The following is a 17,113-nucleotide window of genomic DNA, read 5'->3' as shown; positions in this document are numbered from 1 at the left end:
AGCGTCGCTCACGGTGCCGCAGGTGGCCCGACGCCCTCCGGATAGGCGCCATAGATGGTCAGACGTGCCATTTCGTCGATGAAAGCCTCGACGCTTGGGCGCGGGCGGGTTGCGCCCTCAAACATCCAGTCTCCGTATATCGCAACGGAAAACACAAGCCCGAACATCAGCCGGGTCATGACCGCGGGATCGAAGTCACGGAACCCGCCGGCGTCGCGCTCGCGCTCGATGAATTCCTCGAAGCGTTCGAGGAGCACGCCCAGCTGGGGCGTCGCCATGGTGTCGGCCGCCAGTGAATCCGTTGCATGGCCACCGATCATCTCTCGAATCAGTCGCCGATTCTCCGTCAGCACGTCGTACACCCCGCGATAGAAGTCGCGCGCTTCCATATACGGGCTTTTCACGCCGCGTGGGCGCGCGGCCCAGTCGGCGATGTATTCGGACACGAAGGTGCTGAATGGGGCCAGCACGGCTTCCTCGAACAGTTTCGCCTTGGATCCGAAATGCCGGAAGATCATTGGCTCCGTCACGGACGCCGCTCGCGCGATCTCCCGTGTGCTCGTGCCTGCGTAGCCACGCTCCGCAAACAGGGCGCGGGCCGATTCCAGGAGTAAACGCCTCCCCTCGCCACGTGCCACCGGCTGACCGTCGACCTTTGGCTTACTCGACACCCCCTCATTTTGGCATCGACCGCCGCCTTCTGAGGTCCGAACGTCGCCTTCTTTTGTGGGACCGATCAACAGGCGGCGACGGCGTCTCTCAGCTGCTCGGGCGTATCTGTGGCCGGCTCTCGCGCGGCGGCCTCGGCGTTGATGGCACGCACCGTCAGCACGGTGAACACCACGATCCAGGTGAAGAACACGATCATCGGAACATAGAAGACCAGGACTCCGTTCTGGGAGAACGGTCCGGTCTTGAAGAACAGTAGAAGGCTGGCCTCGCACATGAAGAAGCTGGAGAACAGGTTGAAGTACGCCGACCACCGCGGAAAAGCCGGGCGCGCACTGTGATCCATCAAGATGCTCACCGCAAGCATAATTTGGAAGAGCGCGAAGGGGGCGCCGGTGAACAACACGCCCAGCCAGCCCAGGTCGTTCAGCGCCTGTGTCACTTCGGGGCTGGTCTCCCCCGGCCGCCAGGAGGCCGCGCCGAAGAAGAATCCGATGAACATCACCACCACGACCTCGCAGGCCACCGAGATCAGCATGATGTTGAACAGAATCGGCCACTGCCGCTCCCGCAGTCGTACCATCTGAATGATGCTCGCGCTCCACGTCGTGTAGAGGATGCTCGAGAAAATGAAGATGACGGTCGCGATCCGGATACCCGTCGTGTGCGCCAGGTATTCCGATACCACCTTGGTGGCGGGGTCGGCCGCCGACGGCGGCAGGATGTACTGGCCATGAGCCACCACGTTGGCCGCGAACGGCCAGAAGAACGCGAAAGCGATCCCGGTGTAGGCGCAGATCTTCAGGATCCGCGGGTTAAAGCCGTCGGCGCGCATGGCATCTCCAATCGTGGGTGGGCGGGAGTCAACGGACGGATGGCAGGTCACGGATGGCTCGGGGGCCTCGGCATCGGGACGCCCGGCCCGGGGCAGGTGTGACCGTCGGCGCCGGAAGCACACATCTCGTTGACCATGTAGGACGGGTATCCAGCCGGGAACGGGTCCGAATGGGTGGCGAACCACTGCTGCGGAATCATGTAGAGCACAACGAAACCCAGGTGGACGGCTCCATAAATTGCGAAGAACTTGACCACCTGCTTGCCCTTGAAACCCACCTTGAGCGTGGTGATGCCGCGCTCGACGACGGTCTGACCACGGTCGTCGCGGAAATAGCTCAGGCATGCGATGGCCCCGAGTGAGAAGCCGCCGAAGAGAACGGTTTCCGACAGCGGAATCTGATACGTCTGACCCGTGAACAGCGTGATCGCGCGGATGCCGCCCGGGTAGGCATACACCCCCGTGCGCAACACGGCCCCCTCGACGAAGGTGTCGGTGAGCGTCAAGCCGACAACGATGGTCAGCACGATGCCCACAACGCCGACGCGCGGCCAGCGCGCCTTGACTTTGCGCACCAGCCAAAGAATCACGATCACTTGCGAGAAAACCAGGGCGGTATAGGCCGGTGGAACTATCAGCAGCGGTTCGGGCAACCTGTTGGCACGCGGGCTGGTCCAAGTGGGCCACGCACCGTTTGCCCAAGCGCCCCGGTTGATGAGGTGCGAGTTATAGAACAGGGTGACCGACGTGTAGTTCATGACCATGTCCCAGAAGAACACCGTCGATGCCGCCAGCGCGATCATCGCGTCGGTGGTCAGGAATCGATGACGCCGCCATGGCCGGATCACCCAGAGGTATAGCAGTACCACGGCCGCAGCCGGGACGGCGATCTGCAGGACGGTGAACGCAACCGACTGCCACGCCGGCAGCGCGTCCGGCCCGGGGTCGGTGGACCTGAAGCTCGGCCCCAGCATCCACCTGGCTAGGACGAAGGCCTGAAAGCCAAGAAGCGCAACTCCCGCGCTCGACCACCACAGAACCGGACGCGGCCGATGAGCATGCGGCTCTGGAGTCGGCGCTCCGGAAGAAAGCTCCTCAAAGGGGGCCGTCGCCACGCCTCGTTCCTTAGTCACCGGCACCGCGACCTCCTAACGTATGAAAGTGGCACTTGCATTATGAGCCTGACCGACTCAAATTTGCAAGTGCCGCTTACATACGACTGCCAGTTGCGCCCGCGAGATTGATCGCCGGTCACCTAGAATGTCCCGCTATGCAGCCAGATTCACCAAAAAAGCCGGGCATCCGCGATCGTGCGCGGGCCCGGACGCTCGCTGCCGCGCACCAGCTCTTCGCCGAAAACGGCTATCGAGCGACGACGACCAAGCAGATCTGCCTCATGGCCGGAATCGCCGAGCCGACCCTTTTCCGCCAATTCGGTTCCAAGGCACGCCTGTTCGAGATGACCGTGCTGGAACCGTTCACCGAGTTCATTGACGGCTGGATCACGTCATGGCGCGAGTTTTCCGCCGAGTCCTCCGTCCAGGACCTCGCCGAAAGCCTCGTCCGCGGGCTGTTCACCCTGGTGCGCCAGGACCGCAGACTGTTTCAGGAACTCATGGAAGCTCGGGCGGACCCCAAAAACGATTTGCACGAATCGGCCGTCGCCATCAGCACCCGCATCCGCGAGGGCATCCGGGCCGTGCAGGAGGTCGGCCTCGAGATTGCCGAAGAACGCGACCTGACACGGCTGGACCCGCCGGCGACGATCGCCTCGGTGGCGGCCATGGTCATGGGCGCGGTGCTGCTCGAGGACTGGGTGGTGCCAGCCGGCGTCCGGCGGCCCAGTCAAGAGCGGATGATCCACGAGATGACCATGATGGTCACTCACGGCATCACCGGCCGCCCAGCATGATCCGGCGTCGGCGGCTGTCCTCCGCTAAGGCGTGCTCCGTAACCGTTTGGCGCGGGCGTGCACAGATGTACGGGGTTTACGGCGTGGCGCCGCACATACACGCACGGTCGCGGGGCTGAAAGGCCTACGCGAAGTAATTCTCGTCGGGGTCTTCGCGCTGGGCTCGGATGGCCCGGAAGCAAAGGTTGCTCTGGATGATGATCCAGATTGTGAACAGCACGAACGGCGACCAGAACACCAGGAGCCCGTTCCACGCGAACGGGCCGGTGCGGGGCAGGAAGGCGAACGCGCCGGCCTCGAACATGAACGTGATCCAGAGCGAGCCGTAGGCCCACCAGCGCGGGAAGGGGTTGTTCCTGATCCGCTGGGTGGCCGGCCGCAGGGCGATCACCGTGACCGCGATCCAGGCGAAGATGTACGCCTGGTCGGTCGTCGTCATCGTCAGGGACGCCAGCTCGTGCATGAGGGTCGTCACCTCGGAGTTCTTCCGCGGCGCGGTGTAGGCCGCCACCCCCCACATCATCGGCGGAAGCGCCAGGTAGATCGACATCAGGGTGCCGCTGGCCAGGGTGAGGGCGCTCCACACTTTCCACCGCCCCGGTTCCACGCGGGCCATCTGTGCGGCGAACACGCCCCAGATCGGCATCATGAAGCAGCCGGTCCAGCTGCAGATGACCGCGCCCCACTTGACCTTGGTCGCGTTGTCCACGTACCACTGCGCCACCTGCTCGGGCGACCACTGCGGGCTCTTCAACGGGCACTGCTGCAATAGGAATACGAAGGCGAGCCCGTAGACGATGGCCAGAACAACACCCCACCACAGGATCGCGCGCTGGCTCGCCAGGGAGAAGTGGCCGCGGTTATCGACACTGCTGTGCGGCTGCGATGTCGTAGACGAAGTCATCAGTTGCCCTCCCAAACGATGCGATCGATCGATCATCCGTGGCGCGGCGCATCACGAGCAAGACGCGATGTGCCGTGCTTCACATACCATAACGATCGTTCGCAGAAATCGAAAGGGCTATGTCGGGTTTCTAGGCGCTAAACCTCATCACACGCTGCTGAATTACCCATAGACGCGAGCGGGAGAGCGAATGGACGTTTCGACGAAGCGCCCCGCCGTTGCTCGGCCATGCGGCACCCGCCGTAACGGCACGAGACAAGCCGTCGGCGATAAGTCGGCGAGTTTGGACGGCGGTTGGGCGCGCATAACGGTAATTTGGTCCGCCGCCGGCGGAGCCGACCGCGCCGTCACCTGCCGTCGGCGACGGGTGGCCAATGCACTAATTTTCCTGGGGTGACGTTCTCAGCTGCCGGCGCAGTCGCGCGCTGGATCGCCCCCCTCCTCACCGTTGCGGCCGTTGTCGGGTCGAGCCAACTCGTCGACCCGGCGGTGCGGTTGGCGGACGACGCCAATCCGTTGGCCGGCATGCCCTTCTACGTCAACCCCAACTCCGCCGCGATGCGCGCCGCGCAGCACGCCGATCCGCCGAGTCCCGAGTTGACCGCCATCGCCAACACTCCGCAGGCCTACTGGATCGTCCCGGGCTCCTCCGCATCGACGGTCGGGAAGTACACCGGCGACGCGGCGGCCGCCGGCGCCATCCCGGTTCTGGCGATTTACGGGATTCCGCACCGCGACTGCGGCAGCTTCGCTGCGGGCGGCATGGCGACGGCCGACGACTATCGCGGGTGGATCGACGGGATCGCATCCCAGGTGGGCGGTACCCGGACGGCGATCATCCTCGAACCCGACGCCCTCGCGATGGCCGACTGCCTGTCGGCCGACCAGCGCCAGGAACGCTACGACCTGATTCGCTACGCCGTCGACACGCTGACGCGCAACCCGGGCACGGCCGTCTACGTCGACGGCGGCCACCTGCGCTGGCACAGCGCCGAGGACATGGCAGCCCGACTCAACAAGGTCGATGTCGCCCGGGCGCGCGGTTTCAGCCTCAACACCGCCAACTTCTACACAACGGGGGACGAAATCGGTTACGGCGAGGCGATTTCGGGTCTGACGAACGGCTCGCACTACGTGATCGACACGTCGCGCAACGGCGCCGGCCCGGCGCCCGACTCAGGGCTGAACTGGTGCAACCCCAGCGGCCGCGGGCTAGGCACTCCTCCGACCACCGCCACCGGGGGCGCGCACGCCGACGCCTACCTGTGGATCAAGCGTCCCGGGGAATCCGACGGAACGTGCGACAAGGGTGATCCGCCGGCGGGCACCTTCGTGAATCAGTACGCCATCGATCTCGCCCACGCAGGGGGCTAGACGCATCTCTGGCAAGGATGACGGGCGTCGTCGTAACCTCAAGCCACGGTCACCCCGGGTGGATCGATCCACAAACCCCTAGCCGCAGAGGGATTGGAGGCTACATAACGATGGCTGAGGAGCTGACGCCGCATTTCGAGGACGTGCAATCGCACTACGACCTCTCCGACGACTTCTTCCGCCTGTTCCTCGACCGCACCCAGATGTACACGTGCGCCTACTGGCTGGGCGGCGACGACATGACTTTGGAACAGGCGCAGGTCGCCAAAATCGACCTCTCGCTGAGCAAGCTGGGCCTGCAGCCCGGCATGACGATGCTCGACCTCGGCTGCGGCTGGGGCGCGGCCATGATGCGAGCCATCGAGAAATACGACGTCAACGTCATCGGCATCACGCTGTCCAAGAACCAGGTCGCCCACGTCGAGCAGCTGTTCGCCGCATCGGACAGCCCGCGTTCGAAGAAGGTGTTACTCGAGGGCTGGGAGCGGTTTCACGAGCCGGTGGACCGGATCCTGGCGATCGGCCCGTTCGAACACGTCGGCTACGACCGCTACGACGCCTTCTTCGAAAGAACCTACGAGCTGTTGCCGAGGGGCGGCACGATGCTGCTGCACACCATCACCGTGCTTTCGGAAAAGGAGATCATCGAGTCCGGCTTGCCGCTCACTCCGGCGATCGTCGAATTCAGCGACTTCATGAAAACCGAAATCTTCCCGGGCGGCTTTTTGCCGACCATCGACATGGTGCAGCAGTTCTCGGCGAAGGCCGGCTTCAAGCTGAAGCGCCGCCAATCGCTGCAGCGGCATTACGCCAAGACTCTGGATGTCTGGGCGCAGGGCCTCGAGGCACACAAAGCCGAGGCCATCGAGATCCAGTCCGAAGAGGTCTACGACATGTACATGAAGTACCTGACCGGCTGCGCGAACCTCTTCCGCAAGGGCTACACCGACCTCAACCAATTCACCCTGCGGAAATAGTCGTCGTGTCGCGCCCAGAAGGGCTTCACATTCCCGGGTTTCATTAAATAGAGTTAGCGGTCCGAGTCTCCCCGTTGAACTTGATGGGAGTCGAAAATGTCGACTTTCCTGATCGCAGCACCAGAGGCCTTGACCGCGGCCTCGGCGGATTTGAGCGGAATCGGGGAGGCGATCAAAGAGGCGACGGCGTCGTGGGCGCCGCCGACCACTGGGATCGCGCCGGCGGCCGCCGACGAGGTGTCGGCCGCGATCGCGCGGTTGTTCGGCAACTATGCGGAGGCGTATCAGACGCTGGGCGCGCAGGCGGCCGCGTTTCAGCAGCAGTTCATGCAGGCGTTGAGCGGCGGCGCGGGCTCATACACGGCCGCCGAGGCCACCAGTGCGGCGTTTCTGCAGCTCCCCGGGCTGCAGTCCGTGGAGCGCAACCTGCTGGACACCTTCAATGCGTACAGCCTGACGTTTACCGGCCGACCGCTGATCGGCAACGGCGCTCCCGGGACCCCCGGGACCGGGGCCCCGGGAGGGGCCGGCGGGTGGTTGCTCGGCTCGGGCGGGGCCGGCGGGTCCGGCGCGGCGGGTAACCCCGGCGGGGCCGGCGGCCCCGCGGGCCTGATCGGCACGGGTGGGGCCGGCGGGGCGGGCGGCAGCGGTGCGGCCGGCGGACCGGGCGGGCAAGGCGGCTGGCTATTGGGCACCGGCGGGACAGGCGGGACAGGCGGCTTCGCGACGGCCGGGCCCGGCGGGACGGGTGGCACCGGCGGGGCCGGCGGATTGTTCGGCGCCGGCGGGCCCGGCGGGGTCGGCGGGTTCTCGTCGACCGGCACCGGCGGCGTCGGTGGGACCGGCGGGGCCGGTGGGCCGCTCGGCGGGCTGCTCGGCGCCGGCGGCGGCGCCGGCGGGGTCGGTGGAGCCGGGGACACCGGCGGGGCGGGCGGTGCCGGCGGAGCCGGCGGCATGCTGGTCGGTGCCGGTGGCGCCGGCGGCACCGGCGGGTTGGGCGCGACCGGGGCCGGCGGGGCCGGTGGGCCCGGCGGCGCCGGAGCCCTGCTGGTGGGCAACGGCGGTCCCGGCGGTGTCGGCGGCACCGGCTTCGGCGGCGACGGCGGGGCCGGCGGTACCGGCGGCCACTCCGGCTGGCTGGTCGGCTCGGCCGGCTCGGGCGGCGCCGGCGGCAACAACTTCGGCAGCGGCACCGGCGGCCACGGTGGGGCCGGCGGCGACGCCGGCGTGATCGGTTTCGGCGGGACCGGCGGGGCCGGCGGGTTCGCGTCGGTCGGGGGCGGTGGGGCTGGTGGGACCGGCGGCGCCGGCGGCCTGTTGGCCGGCGACGGCGGGGCTGGCGGGGCCGGCGCACAGGCCGCCGGTTTTGCCGGCGGGATCGGCGGGGCCGGGGGCCGGGCGGTGCTGCTCGGGATTGGCGGGTCCGGCGGGACCGGCGGGCTCGGTGCGCCGGCCGGCGGCAACGGCGCCACCGGCGCCAACGGGGTGTTGTTGCCGGCGGCGGCGCTCAACGTCATCAACGCGCCCAGCGTCGCGCTGACCGGGCGGGCGCTGATCGGCAACGGCGCCGCCGGCGCCGCGGGCAGCGGGGCCCCCGGTGCGCCGGGCGGATGGTTGCTCGGTTCTGGCGGGGCCGGCGGTTCCGGCGCAAACGGCCTGCCGGGCGGGGCCGGCGGCGCTGCCGGGCTGTTGGGCAGCGGCGGGGTCGGCGGGGCAGGCGGGTTCGGGGCGTCGGGCCCCGGCCGGGCCGGCGGCATGGGTGGCCACGGCGGTTGGCTGTTCGGTGACGGCGGTCCCGGCGGGGCCGGCGGCGTTGGCGCCGCCGTGGGAGCCGACGGGAACGGCGGCAGCGGCGGGTCCGGCGGCGCCGGCGGGTTGTTGGGCTCCGGTGGGGTCGGCGGCACCGGCGGGTTAACCGGTCAGCTGACCAGTGGTTTGCGACCCGGCGCGGGCGGGGCCGGCGGGACCGGCGGGCCGCTCGGTGGGCTGTTCGGCGCCGGCGGCGGAAACGGCGGGGTCGGCGGAGCGTCCATCCAATCCGACGGCGGGGCCGGCGGACCCGGCGGCAGCGGCGGCTCGCTGTTCGGTCCCGGCGGGGGCGGCGGCGACGGCGGATCCAGCAGTCAGGGCGCCGGCGGGGCCGGCGGGACCGGCGGGGCGGGCGGCCCGCTGTCGGGCACCGGCGGGGGCGGCGGGACCGGCGGATCCAGCACCAACGGCGCCGGTGGGCCCGGCGGAATCGGCGCCACCGCGGGCTGGGTGGGCTCCGGCGGGGCCGGCGGCGCAGGCGGCACGTCGGGCGCAACCGTCGGCCCATTCGCCGGCGGCCAGGGCGGGCCCGGTGGCAGCTCCGGCTTCGTGGGCTCCGGCGGGGCCGGCGGTCCCGGCGGATTCGCCACGGCCGGCCCCGGCGGGAACGGCGGCCACGGCGGCAACGGCGGGTCGCTGGTGGGCAACGGCGGTCCCGGCGCGGCCGGCGCCGACGTCTCCCTGGCCTCGACCTTCAGCGGTGGCCAGGGCGGCAGTGGGGGCAGCTCCATCCTGGTCGGCGTCGGCGGCAACGGCGGCAACGGCGGCCACGCCGGCGCCGGGCTGTTGGGCGGCCCCGGCACCGTGGGGGCCGGTGGACTGCTGCTCGGCCGGAACGGGATCCCGGGATTACCGATGAGCCCAAACCTGTTGGTCAACCCCGGCTTCGAAACGGCCGACCCGTCCGGGTCCGGCTACAGCGGCGTGACCATCCCGGGCTGGACGGTGAGCGGCACCCCGACGATCATCGCCTACGGCACCCCGCGCGGCTACCCGGGACCCTTCTCCATCCCGGACCTGCCGGGCTTCCTGGGCTTCCCCGGCAGCGCGCCCCCGGGCGGCGGCAGCAACTTCGCCGGCGGCGGGCCCGTGGCCACCTCGACCATCAGCCAAATCGTCGACCTGAGTGCTGCGGCCGGCAAGATCAACACCGGCACAACGCCGTACACGCTGAGCGGAACGCTCGGCGGCTACCTGGGGGACCCGTCCTCGGCGTCACTGAAGGTCACCTTCCTCAACAACAGCGGCGCCGTTCTGGGCACCGGCACGACCACGTCGGTCACGTCGCTGGATCGCTTGGGCATCACCGGATTCCAGGGACGGGACGTCTCCGGGACGATTCCGGTGGGCACCACCAAGGCCGTGGTGACCGCGACCTTCGCAGACCACAACCCGGTCCTCGGCAACTACAACAACGCCTTCGGCGACAACCTGTCGTTCACCGTCGGCGATCCGAACCTCACCGCGCCGACGCTCACCACCCCGACGTCCAACGTCGGCCACCTGGATCACGTGTTCCTCATCTACATGGAGAACCACGGCGTCGGCGACATCCTCGGCAGCCCCAACGCGCCGTACATCAACAGCCTGATCGGCAGCTACGGATACGCGAACAACTACTACGCGCTCGGCCACCCCAGCGACCCCAACTACTTCCGGGTCCTGGGCGGAACGGACTACGGCATCGACGTCAACCCGCCGCCAAACGTCATCTTCGGAAACAACAACCTCATGGCGAAGATGGATGCTTCGGGCGTCAGCTGGGCCGGTTACGCACAGAGCATGCCCGCCCCCGGCACCATCGTCGACTCGGGTGACTACGCCGTCGACGAATTGCCGTTTGCGATGTTCAACTACGTCTATGCCAACCCCAACCCGAACTACCTGACGACCCACCTGCTCCCGCTGGGGAATTTGAACCACGATCTGCAAAACCCAAGTACCGCACCGAAATTCACGTGGATAGCCGCCAACGAGTCGAACAATATGGAAGGCCCCGTCAGCACTCCGACCGGCGCGCTGAGCTTCCTCGGCAGCCAGCTCACGACGCACCAGTACAACATCGCTGCGGGCGACCAGTTCGTCCAGCAACAGGTGTCCACCATTATGGGCTCGAACACGTGGACCGACCCGACGCAGCACGACGCGATCATCATCACGTTCGACGAGGACTACAACAACCTGTCGCTGGGCATCGGTAACCAGGGCAACAACGTCCCGATGATCGTCATCCCGAACGCGGGTGCCGTGAACGCCGCGACCGGGGCGATGCAGTCCGGCCACTTCGTCGCCACCAGCCACTACGACCAGTACAGCCTGATGGCCACCATCGAAGACGCGCTGAGTCCGTCGCCGGGAGCGCTGGGACCGCTGACCGTCAACGACATGTACGCCCAACCCATGAACGAATTCTGGAAGTAACGGCCGACTCTCGCGGGCGCGCTGGACGCGGAACTTCTGTGTGTCGGTTTGCCCAGGATGGGGCACTCCACCTTTGAGCGCTGGTTCACATTTCAGCTGAAAGGTGCATGATGCCGCACATAGTGATGACCGTATCGGGAACCGGTGTCGACATGTGGAACACCGCGCCACCGCAACCCGCCGGCGTCGCTGCCGCACTGGCGGCCGCGTCTCCCGACCTGTTCTACTGGCAGCCCGTCGGCAACTATCCCGCCAGCGTGTTCCCGATGGGCCCAAGCGTGGACGCCGGCGTCGCCGAGCTGAACAGGCTTTGCACACAGATCAATCCGCCCGATGGCGCGCCGTCTTATCCGGAGAATTCCATTATCTTGCTTGGGTATTCGCAGGGCGCTATCGTCGTGTGCCAATTCCTGCACACGATAGCGTGGCTGAATCCGCGGATCGCGAACCGCATTGTCGCGGTGGGCGTTTGGGGAAACCCCCTCAGGCTGCCGGGGTTCGCTTCGGGCAACCAGTTCGCCGGATGGCCGATGCCCGCCAATGTAGACGGCGTCGTCACCGGCGGCGTATCGGGTCCGGCGTGCATGAGGCCGGAGGATGTCGCACCACACCTACTCACGCCCGTCAGGCATTTCTGGGGCGATTTCGTCAACACCATCGGTGTCGGTAACGATATCTACACGGATGCCCCGGTCGGTCCCGACCCGTGGACGGCCGAGGCAGGCCCGGGGGTCATCGAGACGCAAATCTACAACATCGTCCAAAACGCCAATAGTCCAAACATTTTCGCGATTCTGCGCGACGCGTTAAAGCTGGTGAACCCGGCCACCTCGGTTGAAGAAATCATCTCGATCACCGAGGCGATCTACAACGGCGGGATGTTCCTGGCCGCCGGCCCCAACGCATCTCACTACACCTACGACACGACGCCGATCTATAACTTCATCGCGTTGGCGGGCCAAGAGACGCAAACGTTTTCCACCAGCCAGGTTTGACGAGGCGCTCCCCCGGATGCCCCATCGGTAGAGTGTCAGAAAACAGCCGGGAGATGGAGCATGCGATCAGTTGCGTTGGCCGCGGCCTGTGCCGTGGCGTTGGGTTTCCTCGCGCCGTCTGATCCGCCGGGGAGTCCCGTCAGGCTTGCCGACCACTCCGTCCCGTTGGCCCCTCCGGCCGACCCCGGCGACGGTTCCCTGCCAAATGGGGGTCAGCTGACGCCGTTCGACGTGCAATACTCGGCGATCGCGCGCCTCGACCCGGCGTTGTTGAAAGCGATTCAGGCCGCCGCCACCGCGGCTGCTGCGGACGGTTTAACCATGACCATCACCTCGGGTTGGCGGTCGCCGGAGTTTCAGCGGCGGCTATTGGACAACGCCGTGCAGACCTATGGCAGCCTCGCCGCGGCGCGGCAATACGTGCAGACCCCGGCGATGTCCAAGCACGTCACGGGCGAGGCGGTGGACGTCGGGGGCGCCGGCGCCGACGAATGGCTCATCTCCAACGGGTCGCGCTTCGGGCTGTGCCGGATTTACGCGAACGAGCTATGGCACTTCGAACTGGCGACGGACGCGACGGGAAACTGCCCGGCGCTCCTTCCCAACGCGGCGGGGTGACCGGCGCGGGCGAGTGCCCCGGCCAGTCAACTGGTGACACGCAGTCCCTTTCGCGTCTCAAGCTCCACTTCGGTAACCCGTTCGAGCATCGGTCGCCCGGGCACGCCGAACAGTGTAAGGACGAAGCTACAAGGAATGTCGGTACGGTTGTTGGCGTCCTGATAGTGGATCACGTCGCCGCCTGGTCCCCAGAACGCGTCTCCGGCGCGTAGGACGCGTGGCGCTTCACCCTCGATCTCGAACAACATTTCACCGTCGATCATGTAACCGAATCCTGGACCGCCAGGGAGGCGGTGTGGCGGGTAACCAGGGGCACCGGGTGGATGTTTGATGAGAACGGTCATCACGTGGGCATCGCCAGGAATCGATGGTGACCGTACTTCCTGCACTACCTTCATTGTTGATTTCGAATCGGAGTCAGTCGTATCGTGCAACATTCGTTATCCCTCATATGGTCACCCTACGGACGCACGGCCGGAGCCCCGTCAAGGTTGTACGGGCAGCCGGGCGACCCGGCCGGGCGGGAGCGACGCACGGTAACGCTCGAGTTCGATTTGATTTGGTTAAGCGCGGTGGCTGGCGTCGATCCAGTCGGAGTATCGAGTGGTGAAGATTATGGCGTTCTCGTTGGGCGCGAGGGTGCGGTCGTCGATCACGGCACCGAAGTACGGAGCCCGGACGTCAGTCACGACCCGCCGTGGATCACCAATGGCGGCAAGGCTCGTTCGGACAAAGTCGTCCATTCCCATCGCTTCGGGTCCAGCGATCTCTGTCACTCCGTTGATAGGGTTCCCAGCGGCTACGCGGGCCACGGCGGTGGCGACATCGTCAGCGGCGATTGGACGGAACAATGCGTGCGGCAATCTGACAATGTCTCCATCTGTCGCGGAATCGGCCAAGCCAACTGCGAATTCGTAGAAGGGAGTTGCTCGCACGATCGAATAAGGCCGGCCAGAATCCCTGATGAGCTTTTCCTGAGCTGCTTTCGCGATGTTGTAGCCGCTATCTGGCATAATTTGCGCACCGACTACCGACAACGCCACATGGTGCTTGACTCCCGCCTCCTGTTCAGCGGAGAGAAGGTTTGTGGTCGTGGTGGTGAAGAAGTGCATCACAGGCTCGTCGTCGAACAACGGTGAATCGGCGACGTCGACCAGGACATCCGCACCGGCCATGGCGTTGGCAAGGCCTTCACCGGTGAGTGAATCGACACCCGATCGGCGTGAGGCGGGCAGCACGTCGTGTCCCTGCGCGCTGAGTTTGGACGCTACTTTCGAGCCGATGAGCCCGCGCCCGCCGATGACTACGATCTTCATGATGTCCTTTCCAGGGTTACTGTTGATTGGTTACGGCTGCACCGACATCACTTGGACAGGGGGTGATTTCGAGGCCGCCGGCTCAGCACTAGATGGGTTCGCCGGGGAATTTCAGCGCGAAGCGTTTGCATAGTTCGGGAACGCTGTCGACATCCATCTCCAGTTCGTACCGCGCGCAGAGTTCGTCTAGGGTCTCTGCTGATATCTTGTCTATGCCCCCGAGGTCAGCAAGCTCGTCGAAGAACTGCTCGAATCCTGCGGGCGAAATGATCTCAAGGATGCGGGCGGGCTCATCACTCGCGTTCCAAAACGTATGCCATTGGCCTCGTGGCTTGAAAATGAAGTCGCCAGGTCCGCCGTAAAGCACGTCATCGCCCAGCAAAGCGCCTATGCGTCCCTCGATGATCCAGCTGTACTCATCTTCGTTGTGATGGCGATGAAGCGGTGCGGCTAGCGCTCTGGGGGACATCGGATGCTCAAGGACAGAGAAGCGCCCTTCCGCCTGGGCCCTATCGAGGATGTGGCGGACACCGATCGTCCCATTGAACACGGACTTGCCTTCAGTGCGGCCGACAGACTTAGCGGGCGGGCCGCCAGGCCTCAAGATGTCGAGTGTCAATGCAATTTCTCCTTTTTCGGGTTTCAACGCGCCGATCGCGGCAGGATGTTGTAGTCGTGTGACACGGGTGCTCCTTGGCTGATCCAATCGGCGCAGGAACCTGATTGGGTTAGTTGCGGCCGGCCATGAAGCCGCCATCGACATTGAGAATCGCGCCGGTGACCCAGCTGGCCCGGTCGGAGAGCAGATAGGTGACGGCGTTGGCGATGTCGGCGGGGGTACCGACTCGTCGCAGAGGATGAAGCGGCGCGAAAGCGTCAAGCGTGTGGTCAATCTCGTCCTTCGGGACCCACCGCTCGAGAGCGGGGGTCTTCACGGCGGCCGGCGCCACCGCGTTGACGCGGATCTTGTGCCCGGCAAGCTCGATGGCCAGGTTATGGGTGAGAGCATGCAGCCCAGCCTTCTGCATGGAGTGCCCCGACGATGGGGTCTCACCGATCGCCTGATACGCCCACATGCTGCCGATGTTGACGATTGCCCCGCCCTCACCGCGGGCGATCATGCCCGCAACGACGGTCTGCGTCAGGAAGAACAAGGCATAGTTGAGCTCCATATACGAGTCGTAGAACTGCGCGTCGTACTCGAGAAATGTCTTGGGGATGAAGAATCCGGCCGCGTTGACGAGCAGTGTCGCATCGCTGTGATCCTCGGAAATTTCGCGCTGCACCTCCGCGATAGCGGCGCGATCCGTGAGCTCGGCGGCGATGCCCCGGGCTATGCCCGACCTGCTCACCAGCTCAGCGACGGTCTCCTCGACACGGGATTTCGAGCGTCCGACGATCACCGCGCTCCCGCCGTGATCGACGACGTCGACTGCGACCCGCCGGCCGATGCCGGCGCTGCCTCCGACAACGATGACCTTCTTGGCCTCGAAATGCATTCAGAGTCCTTCCTGATTCTCCTGTCGGCTTCGACTGGACCGGGGCTCTTCGTATCAACGACGCGTAAGGGCCTCAGCCGGGCGCGCGCTGGCGGGTCAAAAATCCCTCTCGGTTTTGTTCGTACTGAGACTGCATCTGCGCGGGGTGAGCTGTCATCACCCCGGCCTGCTAATTCACCCGGGTGAGTCGTGCGCCGCCACGATCCGAAACATTGGGTGGAAAAGCTGTCGTGGCGGTGAACGATTACTGCGGAGGGGATGGTTCGGTCGCGGTCGAGGAGCTGCTGGCCAGCGCCGGTTGCACACCGGGCCGGTCGCGGCACAGCGCCGCGATGTCGCAGGGCACAGGTTGGCACCCGGCAGGGGGATCGGTTATCAAGAGGGCGGCGAACAGCGCGCCCAGGGCGAATAGTGCGGCGCTCACCTCTAACACGTGGGCGAATCCGGTGGCGCTCGCCGTGCCAACGCTAATCAGTCCGAGGGACCCGATCGACACCAATGCGGCCAGCCGCGAGACGGCGTTGTTGATTGCCGACGCCAGGCCGCTATGTTCGGTCGGCACCGAGGCCAGCGTCACCGCGATCAGCGGTGTGATAGTCGCGGCCAGCCCGATGGCGAGCACGGTCATCCCCGGGACCAGGTCGGTGATCGCGTGGAATCCATTGGGTTTCGGACGAATCAGCAGCAACCCGATCCCCGCCATTGCGGGGCCGGTGATCAAGAACGCGCGTGGTCCCACCCGCGCGGCGATGCGGCCGACATGACGGGCGAACACGAACGACACCGCCGGGATCGGCAGGGTGGCCAGTCCGGCCGCGGTGGCTGAGTAGCCGCCGATTTCTTGGGTGTAGAGGGCGATGGCAAGCGATCCTAGCGTCAACGCACCGTAGACGAACGCGGTGACGAGGTTGGCGGCAGCGAAGTTGCGGAAGGCGAACAGCGGCAACGGAAGCAACGGGTGCCTGCTGTGGTGTTGCCAGCTCACGAAGCCCGCCAGTGCGGCAACCCCGATGACCGCTGATGTGACGACCATTGGGTCGGTCCAGCCGTCGCGTTGCGATTCGATTAACGCATACACGGGCGCGGCCAGCCCTACCGCCGACAGGCCTACCCCGGCGGCATCGACGGAGGCACCTTCGACCCGCCCCGACATCGGACACAACCAGAACGTCAGCGCGTACCCGATCGCCATAGGGATCGCCGACAAGACGAAAATCCAACGCCAGCCAAGGAAATCGACGCACATTCCGCCCAGCAGGGGGCCCAACGCGAACGCGGTTCCTGTCCACCCAGTCCAGACGCCGATCGCCGCAGACCGGCGTGCTTTGTCGAACACCGTATTGATCAGCGCGAGCGAGCCCGGCACGAGAAACGCCGCACCCAGGCCCTGGATGAGGCGCGCGGTGATCAGCATCGTCGGTGAGGTGGCAGCCGCCGCCAGAACCGAGCCAGCCCCGAAAGCCAACAGCCCGAACCGCATCACCGGAACGCGACCAAACAGATCCGAGATGGACCCGCCGGGTAGAATCGCGGCCGCCATCGCTAACAGGTAGCCGTCGATGATCCATTGCTGCAGCGCCAGTCTACCGCCGAGGTCGTGCTCGGTGGCCGGCAAAGCCAGGTTGACCACCGTGGAGTCGAGAAACGCGACCATCGATACCATTACTGCGACCACCATCGCGCGACTGGTCGCTGCCGCGCCGCGCAACCTCACTGCGGGGACCGTTCTGCGCGTGACGATGACACGGCGCCAGATCCGTTGCGTGCGCTGGTCATCGGCGTTT

The 17,113-nt window shown here is 66.2% G+C and carries 15 protein-coding genes and 1 pseudogene; 7 read left to right on the top strand and 9 right to left on the bottom strand.

What is annotated here, in order from left to right:
* Positions 1-8 precede the first annotated feature (8 nt).
* From AC5Y2S_RS18770 to AC5Y2S_RS18760, 3 genes are all read right to left on the bottom strand, one after another.
* Entirely contained in the window at positions 9-638 is a 630-nt protein-coding gene (locus AC5Y2S_RS18770; protein WP_499957977.1) for a TetR/AcrR family transcriptional regulator, read from the bottom strand.
* A 98-nt stretch (positions 639-736) separates the two neighbouring features.
* Positions 737-1,504, bottom strand: coding sequence for a hypothetical protein (locus tag AC5Y2S_RS18765; protein WP_499957547.1), 768 nt, complete (start codon positions 1,502-1,504; stop codon positions 737-739).
* 47 nt (positions 1,505-1,551) lie between these two features.
* Positions 1,552-2,619, bottom strand: coding sequence for a spirocyclase AveC family protein (locus tag AC5Y2S_RS18760; RefSeq protein WP_499957546.1), 1,068 nt, complete (start codon positions 2,617-2,619; stop codon positions 1,552-1,554).
* Positions 2,620-2,744: 125 nt separating this feature from the next.
* On the opposite strand from AC5Y2S_RS18760, the gene AC5Y2S_RS18755 reads away from it, so the two are divergent.
* Positions 2,745-3,416 carry a TetR/AcrR family transcriptional regulator gene (locus AC5Y2S_RS18755; RefSeq protein WP_499957544.1) on the top strand — a complete coding sequence of 224 codons (672 nt, stop codon included), beginning with the start codon at positions 2,745-2,747 and terminating at the stop codon, positions 3,414-3,416.
* A gap of 124 nt (positions 3,417-3,540) precedes the next feature.
* Here the strand turns inward: AC5Y2S_RS18755 and AC5Y2S_RS18750 are convergent, their stop codons facing one another.
* Positions 3,541-4,320, bottom strand: coding sequence for a hypothetical protein (locus AC5Y2S_RS18750; protein WP_499957542.1), 780 nt, complete (start codon positions 4,318-4,320; stop codon positions 3,541-3,543).
* Between the two features lie 393 nt (positions 4,321-4,713).
* On the opposite strand from AC5Y2S_RS18750, the gene AC5Y2S_RS18745 reads away from it, so the two are divergent.
* From AC5Y2S_RS18745 to AC5Y2S_RS18720, 6 genes and pseudogenes are all read left to right on the top strand, one after another.
* The gene (locus AC5Y2S_RS18745; RefSeq protein ID WP_499957541.1) at positions 4,714-5,694 is read left to right on the top strand and encodes a glycoside hydrolase family 6 protein; all 981 of its coding nucleotides are present in this window, start codon (positions 4,714-4,716) and stop codon (positions 5,692-5,694) included.
* Positions 5,695-5,804: 110 nt separating this feature from the next.
* Entirely contained in the window at positions 5,805-6,671 is an 867-nt protein-coding gene (locus AC5Y2S_RS18740; protein ID WP_499957540.1) for a cyclopropane mycolic acid synthase family methyltransferase, read from the top strand.
* Between the two features lie 96 nt (positions 6,672-6,767).
* A pseudogene (locus AC5Y2S_RS18735) lies at positions 6,768-9,299 on the top strand (PE family protein); the annotation flags it as partial.
* A 36-nt stretch (positions 9,300-9,335) separates the two neighbouring features.
* A complete protein-coding gene (locus tag AC5Y2S_RS18730; RefSeq protein WP_499957976.1) occupies positions 9,336-10,901 on the top strand; it encodes an alkaline phosphatase family protein in 1,566 nt (521 codons plus the stop codon).
* 125 nt (positions 10,902-11,026) lie between these two features.
* On the top strand, positions 11,027-11,896 hold the full coding sequence (locus tag AC5Y2S_RS18725; RefSeq protein ID WP_499957539.1) for a cutinase family protein: 870 nt from the start codon (positions 11,027-11,029) through the stop codon (positions 11,894-11,896).
* A gap of 60 nt (positions 11,897-11,956) precedes the next feature.
* Entirely contained in the window at positions 11,957-12,514 is a 558-nt protein-coding gene (locus AC5Y2S_RS18720; protein ID WP_499957538.1) for a M15 family metallopeptidase, read from the top strand.
* Between the two features lie 26 nt (positions 12,515-12,540).
* Here AC5Y2S_RS18720 and AC5Y2S_RS18715 read toward each other — a convergent pair whose 3' ends face one another.
* From AC5Y2S_RS18715 to AC5Y2S_RS18695, 5 genes are all read right to left on the bottom strand, one after another.
* On the bottom strand, positions 12,541-12,951 hold the full coding sequence (locus AC5Y2S_RS18715; protein WP_499957537.1) for a cupin domain-containing protein: 411 nt from the start codon (positions 12,949-12,951) through the stop codon (positions 12,541-12,543).
* A 126-nt stretch (positions 12,952-13,077) separates the two neighbouring features.
* The gene (locus tag AC5Y2S_RS18710) at positions 13,078-13,830 is read right to left on the bottom strand and encodes an SDR family oxidoreductase (RefSeq protein ID WP_499957536.1); all 753 of its coding nucleotides are present in this window, start codon (positions 13,828-13,830) and stop codon (positions 13,078-13,080) included.
* Between the two features lie 88 nt (positions 13,831-13,918).
* Positions 13,919-14,449: a cupin domain-containing protein gene (locus AC5Y2S_RS18705; protein WP_499957534.1), complete on the bottom strand. Its 531-nt coding sequence runs from the start codon at positions 14,447-14,449 to the stop codon at positions 13,919-13,921.
* Between the two features lie 109 nt (positions 14,450-14,558).
* Positions 14,559-15,329, bottom strand: coding sequence for an SDR family NAD(P)-dependent oxidoreductase (locus AC5Y2S_RS18700; RefSeq protein WP_499957532.1), 771 nt, complete (start codon positions 15,327-15,329; stop codon positions 14,559-14,561).
* 244 nt (positions 15,330-15,573) lie between these two features.
* Positions 15,574-17,007 carry an MFS transporter gene (locus AC5Y2S_RS18695; RefSeq protein WP_499957530.1) on the bottom strand — a complete coding sequence of 478 codons (1,434 nt, stop codon included), beginning with the start codon at positions 17,005-17,007 and terminating at the stop codon, positions 15,574-15,576.
* Positions 17,008-17,113: the final 106 nt, after the last annotated feature.

Source organism: Mycobacterium sp. NGS69 (assembly GCF_059812165.1).
The sequence above is the reverse complement of the archived record's forward strand: the minus strand, read 5'-3'. Positions and strand labels throughout refer to the sequence as shown.